The following is a 25,413-nucleotide window of genomic DNA, read 5'->3' as shown; positions in this document are numbered from 1 at the left end:
AGAAGGATGAAAAAGATTTTATATTTTATAAAGAAGGAAACCGTGTTATCGATCGCGGTCGTGCTGGCAGTGATATCAGTATTTTTTGTAGTCCCTGACAGAGAATATATTTCGTATATTGATTTCCGGACACTGGCGATCCTGTTCTGCCTTATGAGTATCGTTGCCGGCTTGAGGAATATTGATGTGTTTGATAAATTAGCAGAACGGCTGTTAGCAAAGGTGCATGGGATCGGAGGAGTAACGGTAATCCTTGTATGCTTGTGTTTCTTTATGTCGATGTTTATAACAAATGATGTATCACTTATTACATTTGTGCCGTTTGCAATTATAATAATGAAGAAACTGAACCCGGACACTGATAGCAAATGGATGCTAAAAGTAATTGTCATGCAGACGATTGCGGCGAATCTTGGCAGTATGTTGACACCTCTTGGTAATCCTCAGAATCTGTATTTGTATGGAAAAGCAGGTATAGGTATTGCGGAGTTTTTAAAGATCATGCTGCCGTATACAGTCTGCGCATTTGCTTTGTTAATGGCATGGATCGGTCTGGCATCCATAGTTCGAAAAAGAAAGTTAAGTCATGATGGAAAGACAGAAATAAAGCAGAACAAAGGCTTAGATTCTGCTGAAGATAAAGCTTCAACGAAAAGACAGAAGGATCCGTTGGGTGCTTCCGGTTCAAAATGGGAGAAAAAGGATGCGGAATGGATTGAAAAATTTACAGCATATCTTATTCTGTTTGTCATAAGTCTGCTTGCGGTTTCGCATATTCTTCCGTATGGTGTGCCTTTCGCGTTAGTAATTTTATATTTGCTTCTGCGTGACCGGAAAATTCTGACACAGGTTGATTATTCTCTGTTATGTATTTTTATCGCGTTATTTATATTCATCGGTAATCTTGGACGTATCCCGGCATTCAGTCAACTGCTTTCGGATATATTGACCGGACGGGAGGTGGTTACTTCGGTAATTGCAAGTCAAGTAATGAGTAATGTTCCGGCTGCGATTTTGTTATCCGGATTCACAGACCATATTCGGGAGCTGGTGATCGGAACCAATCTCGGGGGACTTGGAACATTGATAGCATCAATGGCAATCCTGATCAGTTTCAAATATGTTGCAAGAGAAGACCGCTCGTTCCGTGGCAGATATTTTCTGGAATTTACAGTTGCAAATGTTATTTTCCTTTTTATAATGATGATTCTTTATCGTTTGCTTTCTTAACATAATCAAGTAGAACAGCAGGGATGGAGGTATGGATGATCTCACTGACGGTTATTTTAGAAAATGATTTGTGTGTCGTCAGTTCTTTTAATGTATCTGCCAAAGCTTTTTTGTATTATAAGAAACTTCTTCGTTTGTTATAAGAGATCCTTCCATTTTCTTCATGTTAAACAAGCAATATGGATATTCAGGTTCAGGATCAGATCGATGAAATGCTGGCAGAAAGTAAAGGATCTTTTCTAAATAAATATATATTAGAATCAACCCCGCTCCGGGTATGCTGTGCATTTTATATCAGGCATATCCGGGGCACTTTTTTATGCTTCTGAAGTAAATAAAATGACAAGATGTGTGCAATTCCTATACGCAGCTTTTGTTACAGAACAAAAAACGACGGTTCAGAACAAATAAATAGAAAAATTGCATATAGCCTCTTAAACTATAACCATCGTACGAAATACATAACGGATGGCGCTTAAAGGGAAAGGGGAAAAATATGGAGTTATATGGTCTTGGCATCTGGGAATGGCTTAAGAAATTTGTAGGCTGGGGAAAATAAAAATATTATGAAGTTGAGCGGAAAAATATTTTGACAGACAATATTTATCTATATAAAACAATGACAGTTTATGATTCTAAAGGGGGCTTTTAATAAAAGGGGGATTGTAAACAGAAAAATTTATAATAGTTAAAATTGTATATCTAGCAAAAGAAACAAAATGACTGCGGCTGTTAATGGTGGCATTAACAGAACATAAAAATAGTCCAAGAAATTGGGCTATTTTTTTATCTATTTTTGTCGAAAAATGTCGTTTTCTTAAGTAATTATTGTAAAAATGAAAGAAACAATTTATTATTTTATTATACTTGTTGAAGGGGGAGTGAAAATGTAATGAAAATAGTAATTTGTGATGATGAGCATGAAGTATTAGAAAAAGTAGCACAAATATGTAAGAAAAGTTTTTTGAGTAAGGTGACAATATATGCCTTTCCATCGGCAGAAAGTTTGTTGAAAAATTTATCAAGTGATATGGGAGCAATCGATCTTTTTATTCTTGATATTGAAATGCCAGGAAAAAGCGGGTTATGGTTAAAACATGAATTAGAGTTAAATTGGTATGAAAGCAGTATTATTTATTTAACAAGTCATGAAGAATTGATACATGAAGCGTTTGGAAGAAATGTAATTGGTTTTGTGGATAAAGTAAAATTTTATAAAGATGATGATATTTTGATATCAAAGTTGAAAATATTTGAAAAATCATTAGAAAATAAATCAATAATTAGTATTCGTGATGAGGATGGAAGTTTTTATATTCAAAAAGATAGAATTATTTTGATAAAGTCAGAACATGTATATACAATTGTGGAATATTCTACAGGAAAAATGAATGGTGGATATTTGGAGTCAGATAAAAAATTGCTGAGAAAAACATTGAAAAACTGGGAGGTAGATTTAAATAATGACTTTTTAAGAATAAGTAAGAGCGTTATTGTTAATATGGATTATATTTCACGAATGGGAAGAGAGATTATTTTGAAAAATGGAGCCTGTTTAAGTATTCCTAGAGCGAATTACAATAAGTGTGAAGACGCATATTTTGAATTTTGTAAAAGAAAGATGAAATGGAATTAATATGTATACAAATTTATTGACTAACAGTATTGAAGTACTGAAGTTTTTAGTGATTTTTAATTTGATTTTTCATAGGCGGATTAAGGAGAAAACTGGGAAATATACGGGATTAATAGTGCTGGTTGGATTATTAGTTTTGATGTCATATGTTTTACATAGTGATGATCAGATAGTTGCGATAATAGTTTTTGGAGTGGAATTATTTTTGATTTATTCAGGTATAGTATGGAACAAAATTCTCCTATTTTTGATTACGATTGTGGCAACGAATTATTTAGATTCGTTTCTATTGGCAATAGGATCATATGCAATTAAAGGAAAAATATGGTGGTATTTTATATATGATGATTTTAAAATTGCCTTATTGGAAAATGTAATATCATTTTTTATTATAATGATAATAGCACTTATATGCAAAAAGAAAATGCCATCCAAAGACTATTTAGGACGAAAGATAACATTTGCTATGTGTATCATGTTATTGGGTGCAACATTAGGATTATACATTTTATTTATTGTTATGATGATGTTTATGACATATGGAGGTCCTGATAACAGAGCTCGATTGTACGGCGTTATATATTTTGCTTCTGTGATAACAGTTGCTTGTATTATTGCATTTTTCATATATTCAAATCGTTTAAAACACCAAAATGATGTACACATAGAAACGGAAGGGCTTTATGGCGAAAGTTTAGGATTGAAATTGGCATATGGTGAACAGGTTCATGATGATTATGAGAAGGTTCGGCAGTTCAGACATGATTTCAGACATCATATTGTAGCAATGGAAGGTCTGGTCTATGGTGGAGAATATTCAGAATTGGAGAAATATATGGGACAATTATCCCAGAAGGATAAAGAGTTAAATCGAGAACGGGTTCGGTATACTGGAAATTTTATGGTTGATTCTATTATATTTGGCATTACAAGGGATCAGAAATTTAAAGATGTTGATTTTCAATTTGATGGTGGATTGCCAAGCAATCTGGGTGTCAAAGATATTGACATTTGCGGAGTTCTGGCGAATGCTCTTGAAAATGCAATGGAAGCGTGTCTGAAAGGGAATGATAGGAAAGCGGTTATTATGAAAGCTGGCTGTTATGAAAATATGATCAGTTTTCAAATTAAGAATACATATGACAGCAGCCGTTATAAAGCATTGGCTGGCGGTGAATTTTATTCTTCCAAAGAGGGAGATGGTCATGGATACGGAATCCAGAATATGGAACGTGTGGTGAAATCCTATAATGGAAAAATGGAGTACAACGTAGATCCGGAATGGGTAACAGTCGATATTTTTTTACAGCAAAAAGATGAGATATAAAAGGATATTCTGACATATTGAGGATCCTTTTTAGGTAAATAATTATAAACTTGTTTTCCGTTCGAATATCCATTACAATCAAACTTGGAGAGACGGAGGCAATATACAAAGCTAAAATATGCATGTTATTCTGTTCTATCAGTATTAAGAAAGGAGATAGAACATGGATAACGAAATTGTATATTCCTCCAAGGCTACTGATCAGAAAGCACAGTATGATGCCAGTGCCAAGCGCTTGCTTGGACAGAAGATCATATTGGCGCATATACTGATCAGGGTAGTAGAAGAATTTAAAGGTATGGATGCAGATACGGTTGCATCATTGATTGAAGGGGAACCGTATATCAGCCAGGTTCCGGTAGAACCGGGATTAACGAACAAAGAAACGGTGGATGCCAGAACCGGTGAACGGATTGTCGGACTGAATACAGAAAGTTCCGAAATTGATGAGGGAAAGATATATTTTGATATTATCTTCTATGTACGGATGCGGGATGGACTGGCGAAAATGATCATCAATCTGGAAGCCCAGAAGAATGAACCGACGAAGTATCATATCTTAAATCGGGCAATCTTCTATACGGCAAGACTGGTGTCATCCCAGAAAGAGCGGGAATTTACAGGTTCTGATTATAATGAGATCAAACAGGTGTATTCCATCTGGATCTGTATGAATATGAAAGAGAACAGTCTGAGTCATATTCATATGGTAAAAGATGATTTACTTGGCGAACAGGATTGGAAAGGCAATCTGGATATCCCTAACATCGTGATGATCGGTCTGGCAAAGGAGATTCCACCAAAGGAAGAACAATATGAACTGCATCGATTACTTGGAACGCTATTGTCACAGACAATGACGGCAGAACAAAAATTGAAGCTTATGAAACAGGAGTATGACATACCGGTAGACAGAAATGGTATTAGAGATGAGGTGAAGATCATGTGCAATCTGAGTGAAGGCGTAGAAGAAATGGGATATGCAAAGGGTGAAGCCGCTGGCAAAACTGTTGGCAGGGCAGAAGGCGAAATCATAGGCGAAGCACGAGGAAAATCGGAGATTATTCTGAAAATGCATAAGAAAGGCTATTCCTTAGAGCAGATCATGGATGTAACCGATATGAGCGAAGCGGAAATTAAGGAAATTATAGGCTAAAGACACAGGCAGAACAGATAGCATGTATATTTTAGTAGAAGTCCAGATATGGTAGAAATGCTGTATCTGGACTTTTTTGCTCCAATAATATCCCTGACATAGCACCGGAAACAGGTGGGACTTTATCTTTGTATCCGTATTTTGCCATTGAGAAAACCAACTATTTTACATATAATTGAAACATGGAATAAAATGCAGAACAACTGTCGGATGATGTGGATAAAATATTCGGAAGGAGCATGGATAAATGGAAGAAAATAAAACATATATAGCGATCGATCTGAAATCCTTCTATGCTTCTGTAGAATGCAGAGAGCGGAACAGAGACCCCCTGACCACAAATCTAGTAGTGGCAGATCCGAGCCGAACAGAGAAAACGATCTGTCTGGCGGTATCCCCTTCTCTTAAGGCATATGGAATACCGGGCAGGGCGAGATTGTTTGAGGTTATTCAGAAGGTAAGGGAGGCAAATAACGCAAGAAGACGGAATATACCGGATCATCATTTTACCGGAGCATCGGATGACAGCACGAAGCTGGGGACAGATCCGACTCTTCAGCTGGATTATATTATTGCTCCACCGCGCATGGCACTTTATATGGAATACAGTACACGGATCTACGACATTTATTTGAAATACATTGCGCCGGAGGATATTCATATTTATTCGGTCGATGAGGTATTTATGGATGTGGCCAGCTATCTGAATGTCTATCATATGACAGCCAGAGAACTAGCCATGATGATGATACGGGATGTATTAAAGACGACCGGAATCACAGCGACGGCAGGAATCGGAACCAATCTGTATCTTTGTAAGATCGCGATGGATATCGTGGCGAAGCATATTGAACCGGATGAGGACGGAGTACGGATTGCGGAGCTGGATGAAATGGCATACCGCAGGAAGCTTTGGAGTCACAAGCCGATCACGGATTTCTGGCGTGTCGGTCAGGGATATGCGAAGAAATTAGCGGAATATGGGCTATACACGATGGGCGATGTGGCGAGATGCTCGGTCGGAAAGACAAATGAATTATATAATGAAGATTTATTGTATAAGTTATTTGGCATTAATGCAGAGCTGCTGATCGATCATGCATGGGGATATGAGCCTTGCACGATGGATCAGATCAAGGCATATAAACCGGAGACGAATAGCATTTGCACCGGACAGGTACTGCATTGTCCGTATGATTTTGATAAGACAAGGCTGGTTGTAAAGGAAATGACTGATCTTATGTCGCTTGATCTGGTGGATAAGGGACTTGTTACAGATCAGATCGTGCTTACGATCGGTTATGATATTGATAATCTGACAGACCTGGCGAGAAAGAAGAGATATAAAGGCGCTGTTACAACGGATCGTTATGGACGAAAGGTTCCAAAGCATGCACATGGAACGATCAATCTCAAGCGGCAGACTTCATCGACGCAGATGCTTATGGATGCGGTAATGGAACTGTATGACCGGATCGTCGACAAGGATCTTTTGATCCGGAGGATTAATATTACCGCGAATAAACTGGTGGATGAACATACTGTCACGAATGACGATGCGTATGAGCAACTTGATTTTTTTACAGATTATGAGGCTGTAAAAAAACAAAGGGAGAAAGAGAAAGCGGATCTGGAACGGGAACGCCACATGCAGGAAGCCATGCTCAACATCAAGAAAAAATATGGAAAAAATGCGATTCTGAAGGGCATGAACCTGCAGGAAGGGGCAACGGCGAAAGACAGAAATGCACAGATCGGCGGACATAAGGCATAAAGAGGTATATATAATATGCAGGAGCAGAACAACCATAAATATGATGATATCATTCATTTGGAACACCCTGTTTCAAAGACACATCCGCAGATGTCACTCTATGACCGGGCGGCACAATTTGCGCCGTTTGCGGCATTGACAGGACATGCGGCGGCGATTCGTGAGACTGCCAGACGGACAGATGAGAAACGGGTGCTCAGTGATGAAGTATTGGAAGAATTGAATGAGAAACTAAACATTATTTCAGCCAATATAGGTACAGAACAGTTAGTGGATATTACCTATTTCGTACAGGATGAGAGAAAAGCCGGAGGAGAATATGTTACGCATTCCGGTATCGTTAAGCGAATCGATCTGTATAGGAGAGCGGTGATCATGGCAGATGCAACGATCATACCGATTGAAGATATCAGTCGGATAGAAAGCGATCTGTTTTCCGGTTTGGAGTAACGTAAAAATTATATGAAAATGCCTGAAAATTACACCTTTACAGTATTTGTTAATAGATGCTATAATGGACTATATTGTGCGATTTCGGCAGTGTAGTATTCCTGAGTCTTGTGTGGAGAGTCGGGAAAAGAGAAAGGAAGGATAAAAACGTGTTTAAGATTGTTAGAACAGAAGCGTTGACAGATGCAATCTATCTTATGGACGTGGAAGCACCAAGAGTAGCAAAGAATTGTCTTCCGGGTCAGTTTGTAATCGTAAGAGGCTCAGAAGATGGAGAGAGAATTCCTCTTACAATCTGCGATTATTCAAGAGAAGCAGGCACGATCACTATCGTATTCCAGGTAGTAGGTGCAGCAACAGAGATGATGAAGAATTTAAAGGTTGGAGACAGCTTTACAGATTTTGTTGGACCGCTTGGCCGTCCGTCGGAATTAGTAGAAGAAGATTTAGAGACATTAAAGAACAAGAAGATCTTATTTGTAGCCGGTGGTGTAGGAACCGCACCTGTATATCCACAGGTAAAATGGTTACATGAGCATGGAGTAGCCGCTGATGTTATCATCGGTGGAAGATCCAAAGAGCTTATCATTCTGGAAGAGCAGATGAAGGCAGTTGCAGGAAATCTTTACATTACAACAGACGATGGTTCATATGGAAGCAAGGGCGTTGTTACAAATGAGATTCAGAAGCTTGTAGACGCAGGCAACAAATATGATGTATGCGTAGCAATCGGACCGATGATCATGATGAAGTTCGTTTGTAAGCTTACAAAAGAGCTTGAGATCCCTACAGTTGTCAGCCTGAATCCGATCATGGTAGACGGTACCGGTATGTGTGGTGCATGCCGAGTAACAGTTGGCGGCGAAGTAAAATTCGCATGTGTAGACGGACCTGAATTTGACGGACACCTTGTAAACTTCGAAGAAGCTATGGAGCGTCAGCAGATCTATAAAACACAGGAAGGCAGAGCATATCTTGCAGCCAAGGAAGGCGACACCCATCATGGTGGATGCGGACAGTGTGGAGGTGACAAATAATGGACGTTTTAAATAGAGTACCGGTTCGTGAACAGGAACCTGCGGTTCGTGCAAAGAATTTTGAAGAAGTATGTTACGGATATAATGAAGAAGAAGCAATGGCAGAAGCAGCAAGATGTATCGGCTGTAAGAATGCACAGTGTGTAAAGGGCTGTCCTGTTTCTATTGATATTCCTGGATTTATCGCTCATGTAAAGAAGGGCGAATTTGCAGAGGCATTCCAGGTGATCAGCAAATCATCAGCACTCCCTGCTGTATGTGGCCGTGTATGTCCACAGGAGACACAGTGTGAAGGTAAATGTATCAGAGGTATCAAGGGCGATCCTGTATCTATCGGTAAACTGGAGCGTTTCGTTGCTGACTGGGCAAGAGAGCATGGTATTAAGCCGGAACCGGCAGCAGAGAAGAATGGCAAGAAGGTTGCAGTTATCGGTTCCGGTCCATCCGGTCTTACCTGTGCAGGAGACCTTGCAAAGATGGGTTACGATGTAACAATCTTTGAAGCACTTCATGAGACAGGCGGCGTACTGGTTTATGGTATCCCTGAATTCCGTCTTCCAAAAGATGGCGTAGTAAAGAAAGAAATCGAAAATGTAAAATCCTTAGGTGTTAAGATTGAGACTGACGTTGTAGTTGGTAAATCTGTAACGATAGATGAATTAATGGAGGAGGAAGGCTTCTCAGCAGTATTTATCGGTTCCGGTGCAGGACTTCCTAAGTTCATGGGTATTCCGGGTGAGAATGCAAATGGTGTATTCTCAGCAAATGAGTACCTGACAAGAAGTAACCTGATGAAGGCTTATAAGGAAGGCTCTAACACACCTATCATGGTTGGTAAGAAGGTTGCCGTTGTCGGCGGTGGTAACGTAGCAATGGATGCTGCAAGAACGGCACTTCGACTTGGCGCTGAGACACATATTGTATATAGACGTAGTGAAGAAGAACTTCCTGCCAGAGTAGAAGAAGTACATCATGCAAAAGAAGAAGGAATCATTTTTGATCTCCTTACAAATCCAACTGAGATCCTTGAAGATGAAAAGGGCTGGGTTAAGGGCATGAAATGTGTTAAGATGGAACTTGGTGAGCCGGATGCATCCGGTAGAAGAAGACCGGTTGAGATTCCTGATTCTGAGTTCGTTATGGATGTGGATGCAGTTATCATGTCACTTGGTACTTCACCAAACCCACTGATCTCATCTACAACAAAGGGACTTGATACAAATAAGTGGAAATGTATCGTTGCCGATGAGGCAAACGGACAGACCACAAAGACAGGTGTATATGCCGGTGGTGATGCAGTTACCGGTGCAGCTACAGTTATCCTTGCTATGGGAGCTGGAAAGGCAGCAGCAAAGGGCATTGACGAGTACCTCAAAGGACTCAATTAATATATAGTCTTTGAAACAAAATAAAGGATGGTATTATCTATTATTCCGCAAGACGTTTAATAGTAATACCATCCATTTATTTTTGGATTTATATACCGATTAAAAAAATGGAGTCTATTTTGAGATGCGGTATAAAGTGATAGAACTATGCTCACGAGATATTGAACATAAAATTATTAAAAATATACTGAGAAGAGGTTATGACATTGAAGGAATATATTGCAAGAGATGACGCGTTTGAATTACTGAAGAAATATAATAAAGATCCATTCCATATTCAGCATGCGCTTACAGTTGAGGCTGTTATGAAATGGTATGCAAATGAACTTGGCTATGGTGAAGATGCTGAATACTGGGGAATCGTAGGTCTGCTTCATGATATTGATTTTGAACTGTATCCAGCAGAGCATTGTCTGAAAGCACCAGAGCTGTTAAGAGATGGTGGTGTGTCAGAGGATATTATTCATGCGGTCTGTTCTCATGGTTATGGAATTACAGTGGAATGTGGTACAACCATCGATGTAGAGCCGGTTCATGAGATGGAGAAGGTTTTGTTTGCAGCAGATGAACTGACAGGCCTGATCTGGGCGGCGGCATTGATGCGTCCGTCAAAGAGTACAAAGGATATGAAACTGAAATCTCTGAAGAAAAAATACAAGAGCAAGGGATTTGCCGCAGGTTGTTCCAGAGAAGTGATTGAACGTGGTGCTGCACAGCTTAACTGGGAGCTTGAGAAGCTTCTGACCATGACATTACAGGCAATGGCAGCAACGGAGGATGAGATCAAGGCAGAGATGGAAGACCTGTAAATCCCGCTAATTTGCTAGCACTTTAGCGCATTGCAACTTAAGAAAATCTTGCTTTTTCATTAAAAAGATAAAAAAATTCATAAAAATCATATTTTTACTTGATAAATTCAAGTCTTTTGTTTATAATCTTAAGTGGAAATTTTCTTAAAGAGAAAATACTACTCCAAATGAATTTCGCAGAGATGCGATTTACTTATAATTAATTTAAGGAGGATTTTAAGATGTCATACGTTGATGAAGTGCTGGAGATCGTAAAGAAGAAAAATGCTGACCAGCCAGAATTTTTACAGGCAGTAACAGAGGTTCTTGATTCACTTAGACCTTGTATCGATGCAAACGAGGAGCTCTACAGAAAGAATGCGATTCTTGAAAGAATCACAGAGCCGGACAGACAGATCATGTTCAGAGTACCTTGGGTAGATGACAATGGACAGGTTCAGGTAAACAGAGGTTTCCGTGTACAGTTTAACAATTCTATTGGACCATACAAGGGAGGATTAAGACTTCATCCTTCAGTTAATTTAGGTATTATCAAGTTCCTTGGATTTGAGCAGGTATTTAAGAATTCACTGACAACACTTCCAATCGGTGGTGGTAAAGGTGGTTCTGATTTTGATCCTAAGGGCAAATCAGATAGAGAGATCATGGCATTCTGCCAGAGCTTTATGACAGAGCTTTGCAAGTACATCGGAGCAGATGTCGATGTCCCTGCTGGTGATATCGGAACAGGCGGAAGAGAGATCGGTTTCTTATTCGGACAGTATAAGAGAATCCGTGGATCCTACGAAGGTGTTCTTACAGGTAAGGGACTTACATATGGTGGATCACTTGCTCGTACAGAAGCTACAGGATATGGTTTATTATACTTAACAAACGCATTATTAAAGGATCATGGTATTGATATCGCTGGTAAGACTTGTATCGTATCTGGTGCTGGTAACGTTGCAATCTACGCAATCCAGAAGGCACATCAGTTAGGTGCTAAGTGTGTAACATGCTCCGATTCAACAGGTTGGATCTATGATCCGGAAGGAATCGATGTTGACTTACTTAAGGAAGTTAAGGAAGTTAAGAGAGCACGTCTTACAGAGTACGCAGCAGCAAGACCAAGCGCTGAATACCATGAGAAGAAGAACGGTGAGCACGGTGTATGGAATGTTAAGGGTGATATCGCATTACCATGTGCTACTCAGAACGAGTTAGACTTAGACGATGCTAAGGCATTAGTTGCAAATGGTGTTATCTCTGTAACAGAGGGTGCTAACATGCCTACAACATTAGAGGCTACTAAGTACTTACAGGAGAATGGAGTATTATTCGTAGGTGGTAAGGCTGCTAACGCCGGTGGTGTTGCTACATCTGCACTTGAAATGAGCCAGAACTCAGAGAGACTTTCATGGACATTTGAAGAAGTTGACGGCAAGTTAAAGGGAATCATGGAGACAATCTACGCAAACATCAGCGACGCTGCTAAGCGTTACGGTGTAGAAGGCGACTATGTTGCAGGTGCTAACATTGCCGGTTTCGAAAAGGTTGTAGAAGCTATGCTTGCTCAGGGTGTTTGCTAATCAAATGCCGGTCAAAATCTAACGATAATTATTATATAGTAAATGTTAATATAAGACCCCGGAATCGTGATATGCGGTTTCGGGGTTTTTTGCGAGAAAGACATTATAGAAAAGAAAATTCAATAACGCTTTATTTCGGGATATGCAGATACAATCTATAATGATTTTATGGAAAGTTTTTGATTGAATCTATGGAGACCTTTTCGTATAATATAGATATTATATACTTTTTACATAAAAAAGGAGGATCTTCATATGGGGAGAGATATTGTACTGGCAAAAATAAAAAAAGGTGGAATCACAGCGGTTGTCGGCGGAGCGGTGTTAATGCTGATTTTCGGATTGATCACAATAGGTGTGATGTCAGATAATGCAGATGACGGAATGGGTATGATCATTTTGTTTGGTTTATTTGCATTATTAGGAATTGTATTTATCATAATAGGGATTCGTAATATTGTAAGACCTGAAAAAACCGGCTATTTGAAAAATAACCCACAGCTTTTGGAGATGGCCGACCAGTTATATTCGCATATAATATATGAAGACCAATATGTATTGATTTCCGATAAGGTGCTTGCGAATAAGAAGCAGCCGACACAGATGACCTGGCTCTGGGATGTATATCTGATCTATCTGCATACTACATCGACGAACTTTATTCCAACCGGAAGTGAATATGTAATCGAAAATCGTTTTCAAAAGAACCGTGTTGCTATTAATGTACTGGCAAGAGGGAAAAAGAGTAAACAGGAGTTGTTGAATGTACTTGCACAGGCATGTCCAAATGCGAGATTTGGATATTCTGATGAGGGGCTGGCATATCTTCGGTATATGAGAAATCAGGATCTCAGAAATATCCCGAATACACCTTATTATCAGGGAGTACCGGTGCAGATGCAGGACAATGTGCAGCAGTAATTAGAATATGCAGTAGGAAGATAAAGTATAGATAGAATGTGTAACAAAAAGCAGATAATGTGACAGCAGATCGATACTGCATAGAATAACAGCTTACATAGTGGAGACTTAAGAACAGATAGAAAGCAGGAATTGAGATGGAACGTAAACATGAATATCAGACAAAGAGCAGACAGATGATCCTTGATTATCTGATCCGGAATAAAGATCGTGCCGTTCATGTGTCGGATATTATACGGCATATGGATCAGGAAGAGTGTTCGGTAAATAAAACAACTGTATACCGATATCTGGATAAGCTGGTCGCAGAGAAGACACTGATGAAATATGTGGCTGATAAGGGCGAAAAAGCAGGATATCAGTATGTAGAACAGCCATCCAGGTGTCAGAAGCATCTACATCTGCAATGCTCCGAATGTGGAAAGGTCATCCATTTGGACTGCGATTTCATGAAAGAGATATCAGAGCACATTTTGTCTGATCATGGGTTCACACTTTGCTGCAAGGATTCCATTTTATATGGTGTCTGCGACGAATGCAGTAAGAAAGAAACAGAAAAATAAAACCAGATAACAGGAATTTCCATGCTGAAAATTGAATATTTCTGATAATAGGAGTTGACATTGGGCAAAATAATGCTATAATCTGATAATGCAACTTGGTTGCAAATTATATTTTCAGGAATGAGATGGATAGTATGGAATTATTATTTGATTCGTTTTCAGATGCACTGATCGATAGTGTAAAATTAATACCATTTTTATTAGTGACATATCTGCTGATGGAATGGTTGGAGCAGAGAACAGAAGAAAAGCAGAAGCAATATATGCAGTCTGCCGGTGCGTTTGGTCCGTTGGCAGGTGGAGTACTTGGGATCGTTCCACAGTGTGGATTTTCCTGTGTGGCAGCGAACCTTTACAGTGGTGGCGTGATCACAGCAGGAGTTGTGCTTGCAGTATTTATGTCAACCTCTGATGAGATGCTCCCAATCTTTATTTCGCATACAGTAAATGCCGGTACAATTATTCGTATCCTGCTTGCAAAAATGTGCATTGCGATCGTTACAGGTTATGCAGTCGATCTTGCAAATAAATATATCCGCAGAAGATATCTGGCAGGAAGAAAAACGAAGCATACAGCGTCTTCAAAAAGTGATAATTCTAAAAATACAGACAGTGCAGATGAATCAGAGCATTCTGGATATTCCGTTCAGGCAACACAGACAGTCAATGCAGAATGTACACATAATTATAAAGATACTCATACACATAATGGAAAAAGTGTGCATGTGCATGATGAAAAAATTATTCATACCGACGATGGAAAAAGTACACATACACATCATGGACATATCCACTATGATGGTACAGACATAGAAGAAAAACATATCCATGATCTGTGCGAGCAGGAACACTGCAACTGCGAGGACGGAATCTGGATGTCGGCATTAAAGCACACCTTGAAGATCACGGTATTTATTCTGGCGGTATCCTTTGTGTTAAATATTATTATCGGTATCGCAGGGGAAGATGTGATTGGAAGACTTCTTGGTGATGTACCGTTCCTTGGAGAAGCAATGGCAGCACTGATTGGACTGATACCAAACTGCGCACCATCTGTTATTATTACGGAGCTTTATCTGGATGGTATGCTCAGTGCCGGAGCAATGATGTCAGGTCTGCTTGTCAGCGCAGGCGTAGGACTTCTGGTATTGTTCCGTATGAACCGCCACAGATTGAAAGAAAACATTATGGTTGTTGGAACCTTGTATGTTACTAGTGTGTGCTGGGGGTTGTTGATCAATCTGTTGGGTATCACATTTTAAATAGAAAGAACAGCGAGAACAGAAAGAATGGAGCAGAAAACAGCAATAGTTATCGGGGCATCAACAGGAATTGGTGCAGCAACGGCGGAAGCCCTTGCACAACAATATAAAAAAATAGCCATAACGTCATTTCGTCATCCGGAAAAGCTGAAAGAGGTTCAACAGAAGATACTTGCGCAGGGCACAGATTGTTATGCAGAGACCGGTGATGCCGGAGATTTTACATTTGTAAAGCAGTTTATAGAACATGTAACCGAACATTTTGGTAAGAAGATTGATCTGTTGGTCAATAATGCCGGAATTTCTTATGTCGGGCTGCTGACTGATATGGATGAAACGGACTGGAAAAGAATTATAGATACGAATATAACGTCAGTATTTAACACATGCCGTCAGGTTGTGCCGTACATGGTGCATGCACATAAGGGACGTATTATCAACATTTCATCTGTATGGGGCAATGTCGGAGCCTCCTGTGAGGTAGCGTATTCAGCGACCAAAGGTGCGGTCAATGCATTCACAAAGGCTCTTGCGAAGGAACTCGCCCCAAGCGGCATCGCGGTAAATGCCATCGCATTTGGTGCAATTGATACTACGATGAATGGACATCTGTCATTGGAAGAAAAAACAGCTCTGGAAGAGGAGATTCCGTTTGGCAGGATGGCTACTGAGAAAGAAGCCGCAGATTTTATCGTAACGGCAGCAAATGCCGGCAGTTATCTGACCGGTCAGGTCCTGACCTTTGATGGTGGCTGGCAGTAGTCTGGTAAACGTTTTGCATTTTCCATAATTATCTATTGAAAAATTGTTCATATTGCTATAAAATAATCTATGCAAAGTTGCGCAGGTATGGGGTAGAGATTATGGGAATAAAGTTTATTAAAAAGAAAAAGAGTGAGGTTGCTGCGGCAAATACATTGGCAGATCTGAAAACGACAGTAGATAAAGATGGCAATGTTGAGATCGTATCGAAGAATTTTACAATGACAACCAGCCAGCAGCCGAAGAAGGAAACAGAGGCTTCAGAGTGGACATGCTGGGGCTGCGGACATGTAAATAGTGGAGAAGTCTGTGAGGTCTGTGGGAAAAAACGGGTACAGAAGTAAAAATATATGGAATCGGTTAATTTTTAAAACAGAGAGTATAGAAGTGGAAAAGGATTCTTGTATGAAAACATATAAGGATTCTTTTTTATGTCGGGGAAATGGACAAAATACAGGATTGTATATTATATTGGTCGATTATTTGCCGCGGATAAATAAGAAATTGGAAATGCAGGTTGAAATTTAAAAGTACGTTTGGTATACTCATTAGGTGATTTTTAGGTATAATGAAGAATCATAGAAAAGTAATTTTTTTTTGGTGCATTTGTGATGCATGGAACTGGTAGGCTGTTTTAAGAACAATCGGATGTTCCTAGGATGCATTATAGTATATATTAAATGGAGGCCAGAAAATGGGAAAAAAAGTATTGAGATTATTTCTGGAAACAATGCTCAGAGCACTTGTAATTATTCTTGCAATCGGAATAGTTATTATGGGAGCACTGCTTATAAAGACCTTAGTAAAGAATAATTCTCTGAAAGACAGTAAGAAAACAACAAACGGAAAAGAAATTGTAACAGAAGCAGGAGATGAAAATGATCCTACCTTCAAGAATGGAGATGGAGAAAACAGTGGATCAGATGACTCAGACGAATCAGGTTCTGTTGCTTCCACAGATGCGAAGATCCTTGTTATCAATGCGACAGGAACAAGTGGCGTTGCCGGTGCATGGAAGACAGCATTAGAAGGCAAGGGCTATACTTCTGTAGAAGTTGGTACGTATACACAGTCTGCAATTGCAACCTCAAAGGTATGTGTATCCGGTTCATATGATGGAGCAGATCTTGCTGCTGAATTAACTTCGCCGGAGATGTCAACGGTAGATTCCGTAAGCGCATCTGATTGTGATGTATCAATTGATGGATATGATATTATCGTTATTATAGGAACTAGCGATATTAAAAATTAAACAGAACAACTGGAAGAACATGTATTTGTACAGGTTGCCCATACAAAAAACAGGTATTGTCACAGAAGTGTGACAGTACCTGCTTTTTGTTTTAGATGCACATGACTACACTGGAATAAATCGGACATACTATAAAAAACTGTATGAAAGGCGGTTTATATGAAAAATATTGGCGAAGTGATAGAAACATATGCATTGCTTACGGTGGCAGCATTTCTGATGTCGCTTGGGGTTGTCTGGATTTTTAACAGTGAACAGATCGTGCCGGGTGGTGTGACAGGAATTGGAATTATAATTGAGAATTTGACAAAAGGGATGGGAAACGGAGAAACAGGCATACCGGTCTGGCTGAGTAATCTGGTGATCAATATACCTCTTTTTATCTGCGGATATTTTCTATTGGAAAAGAAGAGCATGATAAGGACAGCATATACAACAGCCGTTTCAACAGTATTCATGGCGGCTATTCCCACATTTCCGCTTGCAACACAGGATAAACTGCTGAATATGATCCTTGGCGGTGTTATGTTTGGCTGTGCTTATGGGCTGATGTTCCGGCAGAATGCTTCCTCCGGCGGGGTTGATCTGATGGCATTGATCCTGAATCATCTGCGGCATGATATAGGAGCACCATTATTTCTTGGCGGGATCGATCTGGCGATCGTTGTGGCAGGCGGACTGGCATTTGGATTTGAAAATATGCTGTATGCAGTTATTGCGATTGCGATATCGACAAAATTATCCGATGTGATCGTGCAGGGACTCCGGCATGGAAAACTGGTATATATTATTTCTTCCCATTATGAAGAGATCAAAGCCTGTATCATGAATGAGATTGGAAGAGGTGTGACGGTATTAAATACCAGAGGCGGTTACACGAATGAAGGGCGTGTAATGATTATTTCTGTTTTGTCAAGTAGGCAATTAGTAGAATTAAAAGATAAAATAAGGACAATTGATGAAAATTCTTTTCTCATTGTAGGGCAGGTTACGGAGGTTTTTGGTGAAGGTTTCACAAAATTCTCGCCTTAAAAGTTCTTAAATCGACGCGAATATCGTCAAAATGTTAGTTTTTTTGCGGTCGTATACAAAACAAACAAAACATTAAAAATTTTTTTGGGCAATAATCATATGGTTTAAAGAAGGGGAATGTTGTAAAATGACACTATGTTCAGAACGAATGAATAAATAAAACAATACTATATAATATTTACGGAGGTATTTGCAGAATGGCAAGTTTATCACTTAAGAACATCTATAAGGTATATCCTAACGGATTTAATGCTGTTAAGGATTTCAACCTTGAAATTGAAGATAAGGAGTTCATCATTTTCGTTGGACCTTCAGGATGTGGTAAGTCAACAACTCTTAGAATGATCGCAGGTCTTGAGGATATCAGCTCAGGTGAGTTATGGATCGGCGACAAGCTTGTAAATGACGTAGAGCCTAAGGACAGAGATATCGCAATGGTATTCCAGAACTACGCTCTGTATCCGCATATGTCAGTATATGACAACATGGCATTCGGACTTAAGTTAAGAAAGGTTCCGAAGGAGAAAATCGACAAGGCTGTTCATGAAGCTGCTAAGATCCTTGACATTGAACACTTACTTGACAGAAAGCCAAAGGCTTTATCAGGTGGTCAGAGACAGCGTGTAGCTATGGGTCGAGCAATTGTTCGTGAGCCTAAGGTATTCCTTATGGATGAGCCACTTTCAAACCTTGATGCGAAACTTCGTGTACAGATGCGTGTTGAGATTTCCAAGTTACATCAGAGATTACAGACAACTATTATCTACGTTACACATGACCAGACAGAGGCTATGACACTTGGTACAAGAATTGTAGTTATGAAGGATGGTATCATTCAGCAGGTAGATACACCACAGAACTTATACGATAAGCCATGTAACTTATTCGTAGCTGGTTTCATGGGTATGCCACCTATGAACTTCATTGATTGTAAGGTAGTTAAGTCTGGATCAGACATTCTCTTAATGTTCGGTTCACACTCAATCAAAGTTCCAGACAGCAAGGCTGAGAGACTTATCGCACTTGATGCAGTTGATAAGGAAGTTGTTCTTGGTATCCGTCCAGAAGATATCCATGATGAGCAGCTCTTCATCGAGTCCTCACCGGAAAGCGTTATTGATGCAAGAATCAATATCTATGAAATGTTAGGTGCAGAAGTTTACTTATACTTCACAATCGATCAGTTCGATATCACAGCAAGAGTTAATGCTCGTACAACAGCAAGACCTGGTGATACAGTTCAGTTCGCATTTGACTTAAGCAAGATTCATATCTTTGATAAGGAAACAGAGGAAATCTTAGTAAGCTAATAGATGCTACATACTTAATATTTATAAACAAAGAGGGAAAATGCAGAAAATTCTGCATTTTCTCTTTTTTTTTTTTGAAATATGTTTTAGAATAGGTATAGTAGTGTATTTTGTTATTCGTATGCTTTCCGGGAGGTTTATCCGTCGGGCAGAATGGATAAGGAAAGAATACAGAATCCGAATATAAGAATAAGGAGTGTAGAATATATGATATCGAACCAGATACTTCAGGATACGATTGATGGATTAAAGAATATTACAAGAACCGATTTATGTGTTCTTGATACAGAAGGTAAAATACTTGCATCAACATTTAAGGATGTCGATGACTGTGAAGAGGCTGTACTCGCATTTGTGGATTCTCCTGCGGAAAGTCAGGCAATCCGTGATTATCAGTTCTTCAAGGTATTTGACGATAACCAGTTAGAGCATATCTTACTTGCAAAGGGTGAGACAGATGATACCTATATGGTAGGTAAGATCGCAGCATTCCAGATCCAGAATCTGTTAGTTGCATACAAGGAGCGTTTTGATAAGGATAACTTTATCAAGAATCTTCTGCTGGATAATCTGTTGCTTGTTGATATTTACAACCGGGCAAAGAAACTGCATATCGATACAGATGTCAGAAGAATCGTATTTATCATTGAAACCAAGAATGAGAAGGATACCAATGCACTTGAGACGGTTCGTAATATCTTTTCAACAAAGACAAAGGATTTTATCACTGCTGTAGATGAGAAGAATATTATTCTTGTAAAGGAAGTAAAGCAGACAGAGTCCTATGATGATATGAATAAGATCGCAAAGGTTGTTGTAGATATGCTGAATACAGAGGTTATGTCTTCTGTTCATGTATCTTATGGTACGATCGTAAATGAGATCAAGGAAGTATCCCGTTCTTATAAAGAAGCAAAGATGGCACTGGATGTAGGAAAGATCTTCTATGAGAACCAGAATATCATCGCATACAGCAATCTGGGAATCGGACGTCTGATCTATCAGCTTCCACTTCCGCTTTGTAAGATGTTTATCCGTGAGATTTTCGATGGCAAGTCACCGGATGAATTCGACGAAGAAACACTTACGACGATTGATAAGTTCTTTGAGAACAGTCTGAATGTATCAGAGACATCCAGACAGTTATACATTCACAGAAATACTCTGGTTTATCGTCTGGATAAGCTTCAGAAGAGTACAGGCTTGGATCTTCGTGTATTTGAGGATGCGATCACATTTAAGATCGCGCTGATGGTTGTAAAATACATGAAGTATATGGAGTCATTAGATTATTAAAGGTAAAAGCTGGTCTCTTTGTAATATATTGTATGCATGATTTACACATATATTTCACATTTAGTTGCTATACTTGCAAATGCAAAGAGAGAGAAAGTACAGACAGTTAAAGTTGAAAGGAAACCATTATGATAGAGTTAGAGAATGTTACTATGACCTACCCGGGTGGTATGACGGCTCTGAAGAATGTTAATATCAATATAGAAAAAGGCGAGTTTGTCTTTATCGTTGGAAGCAGTGGATCTGGTAAAACGACATTGATCAAGCTCTTATTAAAGGAACTAGATCCGACATCCGGTTCTATCCGTGTAGCGGGATATAATTATAAAACGATCAAAAAGAAGAATATCCCAAAGGTCAGAAGAAAGATTGGAGTTGTATTCCAGAACTTCCGACTGTTAAAGGATCGTACTATCTATGAGAATGTCGCATTTGCACAGAGAGTTATACAGACTCCTGCAAGATATATCAGAAGACGAGTACCTGCTATGCTGACGCTGGTAGGACTTGCTGATAAGTACAAGTCATATCCAAAGGAGTTATCCGGTGGTGAACAGCAGAGAGTTGCCATGGCAAGAGCTTTGGTAAATAATCCTGAGATCATCCTTGCCGATGAGCCAACCGGTAACCTGGATCCGAAGAACTCAGAGGATATTATGGAGCTGCTGGACGATATCAATAAACGTGGAACGACAGTTGTTGTAGTTACACATAATAAAGATATCGTAAATGAGATGCGAAAGAGAGTAATCACACTGAAGAAGGGTGTGGTTATCAGCGATGAAAAACAAGGTGGTTATATAGATGAAGATTAGTACATTCTTTTATATCCTGAAACAGGGATTTACAAACATCAGAAGAAATATATTGTTCTCCCTTGCATCCATCGGTACAATTATTTCGTGTTTGTTTATATTTGGTATTGTATATGCAGTTGTTGTTAACTTCCAGTCCGGAATGCAGGATCTGGAGAACAACGTAACGATATCTATCTTTTTTGATGAAGATATTCCGGATGAAACGGTTCAGTTGATCGGAGAGCAGATCCGTGTTCTCGATTATGTGAACACAATGGATTTTATCAGTGCAGATGAAGCATTTGATAAATTCTGTGAGCAGAACTATGATGATCCGAAAGCAGCAAAAGCAGCTTTTGGTGATGACAATCCGTTAAAGAATTCTGCTTCTTATGAGGTAACATTGAAGGATGTATCCAAACAGGCTGAATTTGTAGCATTTGCAAAGGGACTGGACGGTGTAAGAAATGTCAGAAGCTCAGAGGTAACGGCTGACAGTATTTCGACATTATCATCACTGGTCGGTTATGCTTCCGTCGGTATCGTTGTGATACTGATGCTGGTATCTATCTTCCTGATCAGTAATACGATCACAATCGGTATTACCGTTCGTAAGGAAGAAATTGCGATCATGAAGCTGATCGGTGCAACAAACTTTTTTGTACGTGCACCGTTCATAATAGAAGGTATTATTATCGGAGCAGTCGGTTCTGTTATTCCGCTTTATCTGTTATATATTATGTATCAGAAGATTCTGGAATATGTGGCAGGACGATTTGCAGTTCTGACATCAGTATTTGCATTTGTAAGCAAAGAGGAACTGTTCCGTACAATGGTACCGGTAGGCTTAATACTTGGTATAGGTGTAGGTTTGTTTGGTAGTTTGATCACTACCAGAAAACATTTGAAGGTTTAAGGGAGGTTTTATTTTGAAGAAATTTCAGATCCCATTGATGAAGAAATTCAAAAAGACAGCAATTGTTGTTGTATGTGCGGTTGCACTTGCGGCAATACCGCCGGTTTCCAATGTCTCGGCAACTTCCATGCAGGAGGCACAGGACAGCAAGAATGAAGCTGAGGGAAATAAAAAAGATGCACAGAATGTGCTGGACGGTCTGCAGGAGAGACAGAACCAGTTGATCAGTGATGTTGAAGTGCTTGATAAACAGGTTTCTGATATTCAGACAAAGATCACTGCAAAAGAGGAAGAAGAAGATCAGTTGAATACTGAGATCGATGATACAAAGAAAAAGCTTGCAGAAGCCCAGGTTGATGAAGATAATCAGTATGCAGCAATGATGAAGCGTATTCAGTATCTTTATGAAAACGGAGAGGTAGAATACATAGACACACTGATGTCATCTGCTTCCTTTACAGATATGTTGAATAAATCAGAATATGTTGAGCAGATTTCAAGCTATGACCAGAAACAGTTAAATGCATTGATTCAGACCAGACAGGATATTCAGGATTACGAAGCAACACTGGAAAAAGACCTGAAAGAGGTTGAGAGTGTTAAGGCTGATCTTGAAACTGAAAAAGATAATCTGAATACAACAATTACAGAGAAGAATAATAAGATCGCAGAGTATTCCAAGGATATTGACGCTCAGACAGCTATGGTTGAACAGTATCAGAAAGAGATTGATGCAGCAGATGCAGAGATGGCAGCCATTCAGAAGCGACTGGATGAGCAGCGTGCAGCACAGCAGCAGAGTGGTGGCAGCAGCGGAAGCAGTGAGCCACAGTACTATACACCAAGCGGTGGTTCTTACATGTGGCCTGCTACACAGGGAAGCCGGATCAGTTCTTACTTCGGACCAAGATCTTCACCTACAGCAGGTGCAAGTTCGAACCATAAGGGAATTGATATTCCATGTCCAACCGGTAGTGATATTGTTGCATCAGCAGCAGGTACAGTTGTTGTATCACAGTACAGCTCATCTGCAGGATACTACATCATGATCGATCATGGAAATGGTGTATCGACAGTATATATGCATAATTCCCAGTTGGTTGTCAGTGTAGGACAGAGTGTTGAACAGGGACAGGTAATTGCCAAGGCAGGAAGTACCGGATACAGTACAGGTTCCCATTGCCATTTTGGAGTTATGATCAATGGATCTTATGTAAATCCACTGGATTACCTGTAAAAAGACAGAAAGTTGGGATTCATACAAGTATGATAACCAGTCAGAATTGTAAGATTTTACAGAATTACACATAGGATAAAACAACAGACAGATCGGGTGAAAGCTGGATTTGTCTGTTGTCGTTTATAAAAGGAAATTTTCGGGAGATATTCAAAAAAGTTAACATGATACAAATGAATATGAATGATTATTTCTAAGAATATGAAAGGATGCAAAATGCGCGATGCGCATTGCAAAAGGTAAAATGAAGCATAATTTTAAGAAATGGATTCTTGGTGCGGCAGTTATAGCCGGATGTGCGGGAATGATGGGATGCTCCTTTACGAAGGACAATACAAAAAGCGGCGATTTGAATACGGATGCCGGAAAACGGCATGATAATCTGGAATACAATGGTTCAGTCGTGGATGAAGATACACTGGAGAAGCTTGCAAGTCTGGAGACGATCATAGATCAGTCGTATTATTTTGACACATCGGATGAGGATATGCAGAATGGTCTGTATGCCGGGCTGATCGAGGCATTGGATGATCCATATGCAAAATATTATACACCAGAGGAATTTGCAAAATTGCAGGAAGACAGTTCCGGAGAATATGCGGGCATCGGTGTTGTTGTGAGACAGGATGAAGATACCGGATATGCGATCGCGGTTAGCATTACAGAAGATTCCCCGGCGTCAGAAGCTGATATTAAGCCGGATGATCTGATCTGTAAGATCGATGATTATGAGATTCAGGAATCTGATGATCTGGATTATCTGGTTACAAAGATCCGTGGAGAAGAAGGTACGGATGTCACTCTTGAGATCTACAGACCAAGCGAGCGGAAGTATCATACAGTAACCATTACAAGAAGAAAACTGGAAAACAGTACCGTTTCTTATTTTATGGCAGATACAGATAAGAAGATCGGCTATGTCCGTGTAACACAGTTTGTTGCGAATACAGGTGATTTGTTCAGAAAAGCAGTAGAAGATCTGCAATCACAGGGAATGACAGCGCTGATGATCGATCTCCGTTCCGATCCGGGCGGAATGTTATCAACGGTTGTTGATATGTGTGATTATCTGCTTCCTGCCGGTAAGATCGTATATCAGGAAGATAAGAATGGAAATGTCTTATCAACGTATGAGTCTACGGATGAAGAGCAGCTAGATCTACCGATGGTAGTGCTCGTAAACGGAGAAAGTGCAAGCGCATCCGAGATCATGACAGCGGCATTAAAAGAATATGGCGTAGCAACGATTGTTGGCGAGAACACATATGGCAAGGGAATCGTACAGTCGGTTATTCCGCTTTCTGATGGCTCAGCAATAAAGCTTACAACTGCCAAATATTTCACACCAAATGGAAATGATATTCACAAGAAGGGTGTAGCACCGGATATCGAAGTAGAACTTCCGGAGGATTATGTTTCCGATGATTTCCAGGGCGAAAAAGATACACAGTACCAGAAGGGGCTGGAAGTCCTGCGCGGGAACGAAAAATAGACTAGGATTAGGTGTAGAAAATAGAGTAATTACATGGTATAATATGCGTAAGCATTGAGCCGTGCCAAAACAAACTCTGATGATTCGGCTGCTTGCAGACGAAAGCATTAGAGTTTATTTTGATAGGGCGAAAGCCCGACAACGAGGAAATACGAAGTATTTGTGAGTGGCACGGTTAAGAAAAATAAAGGAGAAACT

23 protein-coding genes are annotated in these 25,413 nt (G+C 39.7%); all 23 read left to right on the top strand.

The window, feature by feature from the left end:
• Positions 1-6 precede the first annotated feature (6 nt).
• On the top strand, positions 7-1,230 hold the full coding sequence (locus OCV60_RS09755) for an SLC13 family permease (RefSeq protein WP_262530106.1): 1,224 nt from the start codon (positions 7-9) through the stop codon (positions 1,228-1,230).
• Between the two features lie 892 nt (positions 1,231-2,122).
• Complete coding sequence (locus tag OCV60_RS09750) at positions 2,123-2,866, top strand: LytR/AlgR family response regulator transcription factor (protein ID WP_021943684.1); 744 nt, start codon at positions 2,123-2,125, stop codon at positions 2,864-2,866.
• Position 2,867: 1 nt separating this feature from the next.
• Positions 2,868-4,193: a sensor histidine kinase gene (locus OCV60_RS09745; protein WP_262530105.1), complete on the top strand. Its 1,326-nt coding sequence runs from the start codon at positions 2,868-2,870 to the stop codon at positions 4,191-4,193.
• A gap of 163 nt (positions 4,194-4,356) precedes the next feature.
• A complete protein-coding gene (locus OCV60_RS09740) occupies positions 4,357-5,349 on the top strand; it encodes an Rpn family recombination-promoting nuclease/putative transposase (RefSeq protein WP_262530104.1) in 993 nt (330 codons plus the stop codon).
• 247 nt (positions 5,350-5,596) lie between these two features.
• Positions 5,597-7,123 carry a Y-family DNA polymerase gene (locus tag OCV60_RS09735; protein WP_262530103.1) on the top strand — a complete coding sequence of 509 codons (1,527 nt, stop codon included), beginning with the start codon at positions 5,597-5,599 and terminating at the stop codon, positions 7,121-7,123.
• A 15-nt stretch (positions 7,124-7,138) separates the two neighbouring features.
• Positions 7,139-7,573 carry a YolD-like family protein gene (locus OCV60_RS09730; RefSeq protein WP_021945017.1) on the top strand — a complete coding sequence of 145 codons (435 nt, stop codon included), beginning with the start codon at positions 7,139-7,141 and terminating at the stop codon, positions 7,571-7,573.
• A 149-nt stretch (positions 7,574-7,722) separates the two neighbouring features.
• Positions 7,723-8,610: a sulfide/dihydroorotate dehydrogenase-like FAD/NAD-binding protein gene (locus tag OCV60_RS09725; protein WP_021945016.1), complete on the top strand. Its 888-nt coding sequence runs from the start codon at positions 7,723-7,725 to the stop codon at positions 8,608-8,610.
• Positions 8,610-9,998, top strand: a complete 1,389-nt coding sequence (gene gltA, locus OCV60_RS09720; protein WP_021945015.1) for an NADPH-dependent glutamate synthase — start codon at positions 8,610-8,612, stop codon at positions 9,996-9,998. The genes OCV60_RS09725 and gltA overlap by 1 nt, the downstream gene beginning before the upstream one ends.
• A gap of 200 nt (positions 9,999-10,198) precedes the next feature.
• A complete protein-coding gene (locus OCV60_RS09715; protein WP_262530102.1) occupies positions 10,199-10,807 on the top strand; it encodes an HD domain-containing protein in 609 nt (202 codons plus the stop codon).
• Between the two features lie 221 nt (positions 10,808-11,028).
• A complete protein-coding gene (gene gdhA / locus OCV60_RS09710; protein WP_008399921.1) occupies positions 11,029-12,375 on the top strand; it encodes an NADP-specific glutamate dehydrogenase in 1,347 nt (448 codons plus the stop codon).
• Positions 12,376-12,630: 255 nt separating this feature from the next.
• The gene (locus OCV60_RS09705; protein WP_021945013.1) at positions 12,631-13,296 is read left to right on the top strand and encodes a phage holin family protein; all 666 of its coding nucleotides are present in this window, start codon (positions 12,631-12,633) and stop codon (positions 13,294-13,296) included.
• 137 nt (positions 13,297-13,433) lie between these two features.
• On the top strand, positions 13,434-13,859 hold the full coding sequence (locus OCV60_RS09700; protein WP_262530101.1) for a Fur family transcriptional regulator: 426 nt from the start codon (positions 13,434-13,436) through the stop codon (positions 13,857-13,859).
• 134 nt (positions 13,860-13,993) lie between these two features.
• Positions 13,994-15,121 (top strand): putative manganese transporter, encoded by a 1,128-nt coding sequence (locus OCV60_RS09695; protein ID WP_262530100.1) that lies wholly within the window; start codon positions 13,994-13,996, stop codon positions 15,119-15,121.
• A 27-nt stretch (positions 15,122-15,148) separates the two neighbouring features.
• Entirely contained in the window at positions 15,149-15,883 is a 735-nt protein-coding gene (gene ymfI / locus OCV60_RS09690) for an elongation factor P 5-aminopentanone reductase (RefSeq protein WP_021943142.1), read from the top strand.
• A 101-nt stretch (positions 15,884-15,984) separates the two neighbouring features.
• Positions 15,985-16,227: a hypothetical protein gene (locus tag OCV60_RS09685; RefSeq protein ID WP_262530099.1), complete on the top strand. Its 243-nt coding sequence runs from the start codon at positions 15,985-15,987 to the stop codon at positions 16,225-16,227.
• A gap of 350 nt (positions 16,228-16,577) precedes the next feature.
• Positions 16,578-17,135, top strand: a complete 558-nt coding sequence (locus OCV60_RS09680; protein WP_021943140.1) for a LytR C-terminal domain-containing protein — start codon at positions 16,578-16,580, stop codon at positions 17,133-17,135.
• Positions 17,136-17,294: 159 nt separating this feature from the next.
• Positions 17,295-18,167 carry a YitT family protein gene (locus OCV60_RS09675; protein ID WP_262530098.1) on the top strand — a complete coding sequence of 291 codons (873 nt, stop codon included), beginning with the start codon at positions 17,295-17,297 and terminating at the stop codon, positions 18,165-18,167.
• 197 nt (positions 18,168-18,364) lie between these two features.
• Complete coding sequence (locus OCV60_RS09670) at positions 18,365-19,477, top strand: ABC transporter ATP-binding protein (RefSeq protein ID WP_021943138.1); 1,113 nt, start codon at positions 18,365-18,367, stop codon at positions 19,475-19,477.
• 207 nt (positions 19,478-19,684) lie between these two features.
• On the top strand, positions 19,685-20,773 hold the full coding sequence (locus OCV60_RS09665; protein WP_021943137.1) for a PucR family transcriptional regulator: 1,089 nt from the start codon (positions 19,685-19,687) through the stop codon (positions 20,771-20,773).
• A 128-nt stretch (positions 20,774-20,901) separates the two neighbouring features.
• Positions 20,902-21,588 (top strand): cell division ATP-binding protein FtsE, encoded by a 687-nt coding sequence (gene ftsE / locus OCV60_RS09660; protein WP_021943136.1) that lies wholly within the window; start codon positions 20,902-20,904, stop codon positions 21,586-21,588.
• Positions 21,578-22,486: a permease-like cell division protein FtsX gene (gene ftsX, locus OCV60_RS09655; RefSeq protein ID WP_021943135.1), complete on the top strand. Its 909-nt coding sequence runs from the start codon at positions 21,578-21,580 to the stop codon at positions 22,484-22,486. The genes ftsE and ftsX overlap by 11 nt, the downstream gene beginning before the upstream one ends.
• Positions 22,487-22,499: 13 nt before the next feature.
• Positions 22,500-23,723 carry a murein hydrolase activator EnvC family protein gene (locus OCV60_RS09650; RefSeq protein WP_262530097.1) on the top strand — a complete coding sequence of 408 codons (1,224 nt, stop codon included), beginning with the start codon at positions 22,500-22,502 and terminating at the stop codon, positions 23,721-23,723.
• A gap of 223 nt (positions 23,724-23,946) precedes the next feature.
• On the top strand, positions 23,947-25,215 hold the full coding sequence (locus OCV60_RS09645; protein WP_262530096.1) for a S41 family peptidase: 1,269 nt from the start codon (positions 23,947-23,949) through the stop codon (positions 25,213-25,215).
• Positions 25,216-25,413 lie beyond the last annotated feature (198 nt).

It is taken from the genome of Coprococcus ammoniilyticus, from assembly GCF_025567345.1.
GTDB classification, from domain to species: Bacteria; Bacillota; Clostridia; order Lachnospirales; family Lachnospiraceae; genus Coprococcus; species Coprococcus ammoniilyticus.
Note: the sequence above shows the minus strand (reverse complement) of the source record. Positions and strands in the feature narration are given on the sequence as shown.

Bases quoted from the DNA above. Each gene is read 5' to 3' on its own strand.
- gdhA (WP_008399921.1), top strand. From the start codon at position 11,029: ATGTCATACGTTGATGAAGTGCTGGAGATCGTAAAGAAGAAAAATGCT.
- OCV60_RS09700 (WP_262530101.1), top strand. From the start codon at position 13,434: ATGGAACGTAAACATGAATATCAGACAAAGAGCAGACAGATGATCCTT.
- OCV60_RS09670 (WP_021943138.1), top strand. From the start codon at position 18,365: ATGGCAAGTTTATCACTTAAGAACATCTATAAGGTATATCCTAACGGA.
- OCV60_RS09745 (WP_262530105.1), top strand. From the start codon at position 2,868: ATGTATACAAATTTATTGACTAACAGTATTGAAGTACTGAAGTTTTTA.
- OCV60_RS09680 (WP_021943140.1), top strand. From the start codon at position 16,578: ATGGGAAAAAAAGTATTGAGATTATTTCTGGAAACAATGCTCAGAGCA.
- OCV60_RS09675 (WP_262530098.1), top strand. From the start codon at position 17,295: ATGAAAAATATTGGCGAAGTGATAGAAACATATGCATTGCTTACGGTG.
- OCV60_RS09750 (WP_021943684.1), top strand. From the start codon at position 2,123: ATGAAAATAGTAATTTGTGATGATGAGCATGAAGTATTAGAAAAAGTA.
- OCV60_RS09715 (WP_262530102.1), top strand. From the start codon at position 10,199: ATGACATTGAAGGAATATATTGCAAGAGATGACGCGTTTGAATTACTG.
- gltA (WP_021945015.1), top strand. From the start codon at position 8,610: ATGGACGTTTTAAATAGAGTACCGGTTCGTGAACAGGAACCTGCGGTT.
- OCV60_RS09740 (WP_262530104.1), top strand. From the start codon at position 4,357: ATGGATAACGAAATTGTATATTCCTCCAAGGCTACTGATCAGAAAGCA.
- OCV60_RS09705 (WP_021945013.1), top strand. From the start codon at position 12,631: ATGGGGAGAGATATTGTACTGGCAAAAATAAAAAAAGGTGGAATCACA.
- OCV60_RS09665 (WP_021943137.1), top strand. From the start codon at position 19,685: ATGATATCGAACCAGATACTTCAGGATACGATTGATGGATTAAAGAAT.
- ymfI (WP_021943142.1), top strand. From the start codon at position 15,149: ATGGAGCAGAAAACAGCAATAGTTATCGGGGCATCAACAGGAATTGGT.
- OCV60_RS09735 (WP_262530103.1), top strand. From the start codon at position 5,597: ATGGAAGAAAATAAAACATATATAGCGATCGATCTGAAATCCTTCTAT.
- OCV60_RS09695 (WP_262530100.1), top strand. From the start codon at position 13,994: ATGGAATTATTATTTGATTCGTTTTCAGATGCACTGATCGATAGTGTA.
- OCV60_RS09645 (WP_262530096.1), top strand. From the start codon at position 23,947: ATGCGCATTGCAAAAGGTAAAATGAAGCATAATTTTAAGAAATGGATT.
- ftsE (WP_021943136.1), top strand. From the start codon at position 20,902: ATGATAGAGTTAGAGAATGTTACTATGACCTACCCGGGTGGTATGACG.
- OCV60_RS09730 (WP_021945017.1), top strand. From the start codon at position 7,139: ATGCAGGAGCAGAACAACCATAAATATGATGATATCATTCATTTGGAA.
- OCV60_RS09685 (WP_262530099.1), top strand. From the start codon at position 15,985: ATGGGAATAAAGTTTATTAAAAAGAAAAAGAGTGAGGTTGCTGCGGCA.
- OCV60_RS09755 (WP_262530106.1), top strand. From the start codon at position 7: ATGAAAAAGATTTTATATTTTATAAAGAAGGAAACCGTGTTATCGATC.
- ftsX (WP_021943135.1), top strand. From the start codon at position 21,578: ATGAAGATTAGTACATTCTTTTATATCCTGAAACAGGGATTTACAAAC.